The organism is Paraglaciecola sp., from assembly GCF_051252315.1.
In the GTDB taxonomy this organism is placed as follows: domain Bacteria; phylum Pseudomonadota; class Gammaproteobacteria; order Enterobacterales; family Alteromonadaceae; genus Paraglaciecola.
This window is the reverse complement of sequence record NZ_JBPOFP010000193.1, coordinates 1-5,015: the sequence shown is the minus strand read 5'-3', so window position 1 is coordinate 5,015 and position 5,015 is coordinate 1. Positions and strand designations below refer to the sequence as shown.

The following is a 5,015-nucleotide window of genomic DNA, read 5'->3' as shown; positions in this document are numbered from 1 at the left end:
GTTTTTCAGGATAAATATATAATTCAGCTTTTGCACCCACCGCTCTTATTTTATCGCGATAGGCTTCTCCAGTAGTTACTGGAATATATTTGTTATTAGGGCTATTTGCATTATGAGGTTGGAAATTGCCTTTATCTGATCTGCATCAATAAACCTAACATTGGTTGGAAAAAGGTTTTTAGTTTGACCGTTGTGAGTCTTAAAACCGTCATAGCGGGTTCAAAATTTCGCTAAAATTTAGTATCCATTTTAACAATAATAATTGAAGTCTTGACTGGCTCCTGTGAGGCAGAAACCGGACGGATCTATTTCTGTCGATTACTTACAGTTTTGCCTGATTGCTGACCTTAGCTTTTAGTAATTCCTAACTTGTATATTTTGCTAAAAACTGCCTGAAGCGGTCGTACAGATACTTAATCGAAACTGTGTTTTGAAGCTAATAGTTTGTTCTTGTATGCTCGGGGGTAGATTGCTATCATCAATCCGTTATCGTTGATTGCAATTCAATATAGGGATGAGTGAAAAGTGTCCAAGCGTTTTCATATTTTAATAATTTCACTTTTATCTATCTCCTTTTTTTCACTAGCTGAAGACACGTCAAATCATTTGAAAGAGCCACTTCCGCAAATAGCTATCATTGCCGAGGAGATTGCATCTAAATATTATGAAACGGGAAGGTTTTCAGGAAGTTTGTTGCTAGCAAAAGACGGGCAAGTGTTTTTTGAGGCCTCATACGGTTATGAAGATAAAAATGAAAAAAAGTACAACTCAATAAATACAAAGTTTGCATTGGGTTCAATAGTGAAGAATTATACTAAAGTGCTTATTCTTCAGCAGTTAGCGTTAGGCAAGCTAAGCTTAGAAGATACAATTGACAAATATGAATTAGGTTTCCCAACAGAAATATCTTCAAAAGTAACTATAAATGACTTACTCAATCATCGCGGAGGATTTGCTGATATATTCACAGCAGAGTACAGAGAAAACCAACTAGCATTCGACACTTTAGAAAAAAAGTTACAACTATTAATAAATGAACCACTTCTCTTCGAGCCTGACACCGATTATCGCTACTCAAATTATGGTTACATAGTTCTAGGTGTGATTTTAGAAAAAATCACAAACCAATCCTTTGAAAGCGTTTTGAACAAAAATATTTTTGAACGCATAAATTTACAAAATACATCATTTAAAGTCGAACCCGCAGCGAAACACCAATCATCGAGATATACTTACTTATACGACGGCACTTTAATAGAAGTAGGCGTGACTGAGCATTCATCTCCAGATGGCGGTATTGAATCAACTGTTCAAGATGTTCAGAAATTTTATCGAGAACTGTTTTATGGAAGTTTGCTTTTAGATAGGTCTAATACCATTGTAAATGAAGCATTCGCAATGTCAGGAGAGCATTGGGGGGCATTCGGTGGCGGAACTGGCGTGAGTGCTGCGGTAGAAGTTAATTTAGCAGATGAAATTGAAATAATCGTTTTGGCAAATACCGATAAGTTAGTAGCTGAGTTTATATCTGGACGAATTCAGTCATTCATTAAATCAGGCACTTATGAAAAAATTCGTCCTCTTGAAATTAATTATGCATACAGCATTTACAAAAAAGATGGCAAAGAGGAATTTTACAAAAACTTTCAAAGAAATTATGAAGCTAATGGGTACACACAGTTTATCGGAAGAACTATCAATGAATTAGGAATGCAACTGCTGAAAGCAAACTCATGGAAAGAAGCGATTGATATTTTTGGCTATTTAGTTTCAGTTTTCCCGGATGCTCCGCAAGTATATGATAGCTTAGCATTTGCATATTTGAGTATGAATGAACCGAAGAAAGCCCATATTACGTTCCAAAAAGCTCTAGAGATTAAAGCCGATTTTAACAGTGATTATGTCAGCAATAATTATATTTATGGAAAGTAACAAGGGTTGCATCGATATAAGCGCTACCGAAACACATCACAGGTGCAAAGCTAACTTATGGCCGTCCATGGCTGTTGAAGCAATAGTCAGTCCAAGCTCTAGAAGATGATTATAGAATATTAAAAATCAGCCTTGAAATATACTAAATAACCGCAAGAATTGCCTGGTTGTTGACGTAAGCTGTTGCTGATTTAAGCCACTTTTGATTATCGTTCAATATCAATTAATCACTCTCTTCGCCACATTTTATCCATTATTGGCATTATTAGAATTGTGAGCATCATTAGCATGCCCATTTCTTCAGTAACAGGGATAAATCGTTGTGAACTATTTAATGCTGTATGCAGAAATATTGCAACGAGTACGTTTCCGCTTGAGCGATTGTGTAAATACGTAAATATTATAGATAAAAATATGCAAACGCCGACTTTGGCAAAGACCATATAAGGTGGCTCATCATACCCACCATTCACATACAACGGAAAATGCCACAGCCCCCAAATTACGCCAATTGCAATAGAACTCAACAGCGGTGAAAACTTCTCCTGTAGCGCGGGTAATAACCAACCCCGCCATCCTAACTCTTCTCCAATAGCGACGACCAATAACGTAAACATCACTGAGCGGGTAACATATAAAAACCAAGTCACTGCATCCAGTCCGCCGAGAACGTCGCTAATCTCTTTGTGCTGTATGTTAGCGATGAACAACCCAAAAAGAAGCCAAACAGCTGGAAGGAACAATGCAACAAGCAACCATCTTTTTACTTTCTTCAAGCTAATGTATCCATTAAAAACTGGAGTCTGTGCCCCAAAAGCAGCAGCGATAATAAAGGCACCTATAACAGATGAAATAACACATAACGATATGTTCAGCACTGTTAAACCTAATGGTTGAGCAAGCCTGAAGTCGCTTGCCGTTATGCCATCGCCTGTTACCAACATTGATAAGTAGCTTATCATGAGAACGAAAAAGCTTAGGCTGAACCAATACCACCACTTTCTCGAATTGCTGATACAGCGTCGCCCACGCAGGAGACTAAGTACAATCGCTGCAATCGCGGGCCCGAACCCCATCCCTGTTATAATTTTCCTAATTGCCCAATCGTCTTGAAAAAGTAAGCTTCCAAACCAGAACAGCCAAGTAAATGAAAACGATATCAGCAGAAACATCATTATAGGATAACGAAAGCTAGCTACTCTTAGCATTTGCATCACTAGTTAAGCAACCAAAAGTAATCTAGCTATTGCCCTATGTAACTTTGATAAGGCATTGGCAATGTGAAAAGATAGTGTTATTCCAATTACACCCGCTGGCACGCAAACTGGTAACCAATACCATTGAATATCGATACTATTCATAGGATTAAAATAGTGAATGATTGGATCAAAAATGGGAGAAAGCGTCAATCCGATTGAAGCAATAAATAGGCATACACTCACTGCAAAATATATGCTCGTAAGGGGCAACTGAACGGCTGTATATAAAGTTACCTTCCATCCATGAGGTGTTTTTAGACGGTGTTTAATTTTTGAAAAAAGAGACTTTGATTGTTGGACCATTGGAAAATAATAGGGTCTTCTTGGCATACGCTCGCCCAATAGGGTTTCCACGATTTGACCTTCTAACAAAGCTACATAACTTTGCAGTTTAAGATACAGAGCAAGTAATGGCAGGCCGAGCCCAAACAATGACAGACAAATTAAGCTTATACCCACAATACTAAACCAAGCGAAGTATGCGATGCTTAATGGCCACGAAATCAAAAAGTAAACAATTGCTTTGTAAGCGCTAGCATCAAACAGCGGCTCAAAAAAGCCGTTGACTCTGGATTGTTTGGGTTTTCCTAATAGGAAATTCTGCGTTTGGGTTTCTAAGTGAATATACTGATTTGCTACATCTTGAGCTCGCCCAAAATCAGCGATAATGACGCTTAGCTTTAAATCACTATTTTCAGATAAAGTGTCATGAATGTGACTTTCAGCATCGTACAAAGCATCTTGAATTAAACTTTTCGATTGACCACGCAATGCTAAATCGAGTTCAGCCAGATACGCTTCAATTATTTGTTGATTACTATTCATTTCCGAAACTTCCACTGATGATATTATTTACGTGAGATTGAGTTGCCTGCCAACTTACTAACCACTGTTGCAGCACTCTTTTTCCTAAAATAGAGATAGTGAAATATTTCCTTGGAGGACCCGATTCTGATATTTTCACGTCGCAATTAATGAGGTTTCTAGCATGGAGGTTACGTAATACAGGATAAATTGCTCCCTGTTTTCCATCTTTATTGTGCTGCAATTTCTTTGTAATTTCGTAACCGTAAAGCGGGGTGTTTGCTTGGTCAAGAATGCTCAGAAGAACTAAAGATACTGTGCCAGAATTAAGTTCCTTCTGAAATTTTTTTGTGTGCTGTGCAATTGCTTCAACACTATCTAGTTCATTTTCAATAGCCATGATGGATTACTAGTGTTTAGTTAATACTAGTAACACCTTAACACTACTATTAAGTAAATACTAGTGCTGATATCTTTGAACTTGATGATAATTTAATAAGTGGAAAAATTTGGTTGGCTAACGTCAGCTATGTCGCACCTGCTGACTTTAGCTATCTTGTCACGACTGGCCGGTTTTGGATGGGACTTGCCAGTCAATTAATTAGGTTAGAACGCTAATTCCTCCAAAATATCGTGTTCAAAGTTGACGTCCATCTTGGGCTTTGCAGTTAGTCACAATAGATATTACTTTCCGAAAACGCTCAGCGCTAACCTACCATCTTTTGCACAAAACGGATGTGTGTATAAGCACCTCTTAAATGACAGTTCCAACCTCAGAATGCAAATAACCGTTATTAGTACCTAAAAAAGCAATGGTCGGGGGATGCCCAGGAGCAATATTATGAAGTGGAGAGAACTGACGCCAATAAGGTTCGACTCGCTCATATCCATACCCTGCTTCGCTATTGTCAATCACTGGATTAAACAATATAAACGCTTTGGGCGATATAGGGAGTATCGTTTCATTAGGTTCATTAAATTCATTCACCGTTGCCAAAGCGGCAGCGAGGTGGCCCCCAG

General features: G+C 38.1%; 4 protein-coding genes and 1 pseudogene. 1 reads left to right on the top strand and 4 read right to left on the bottom strand.

The window, feature by feature from the left end; translation table 11 throughout:
* Positions 1-525: 525 nt before the first annotated feature.
* Positions 526-1,932, top strand: coding sequence for a serine hydrolase (locus tag ACSHXM_RS20845; RefSeq protein ID WP_435692165.1), 1,407 nt, complete (start codon positions 526-528; stop codon positions 1,930-1,932).
* A 227-nt stretch (positions 1,933-2,159) separates the two neighbouring features.
* Here ACSHXM_RS20845 and ACSHXM_RS20840 read toward each other — a convergent pair whose 3' ends face one another.
* From ACSHXM_RS20840 to ACSHXM_RS20825, 4 genes and pseudogenes are all read right to left on the bottom strand, one after another.
* On the bottom strand, positions 2,160-2,876 hold the full coding sequence (locus ACSHXM_RS20840) for a CPBP family glutamic-type intramembrane protease (RefSeq protein WP_435692163.1): 717 nt from the start codon (positions 2,874-2,876) through the stop codon (positions 2,160-2,162).
* A 276-nt stretch (positions 2,877-3,152) separates the two neighbouring features.
* The gene (locus ACSHXM_RS20835; protein WP_435692161.1) at positions 3,153-4,016 is read right to left on the bottom strand and encodes a sensor domain-containing protein; all 864 of its coding nucleotides are present in this window, start codon (positions 4,014-4,016) and stop codon (positions 3,153-3,155) included.
* Positions 4,009-4,395 (bottom strand): PadR family transcriptional regulator, encoded by a 387-nt coding sequence (locus tag ACSHXM_RS20830; RefSeq protein WP_435692159.1) that lies wholly within the window; start codon positions 4,393-4,395, stop codon positions 4,009-4,011. The genes ACSHXM_RS20835 and ACSHXM_RS20830 overlap by 8 nt, the downstream gene beginning before the upstream one ends.
* Before the next feature lie 354 nt (positions 4,396-4,749).
* Positions 4,750-5,015, bottom strand: a pseudogene (locus ACSHXM_RS20825) (hypothetical protein); the annotation flags it as partial.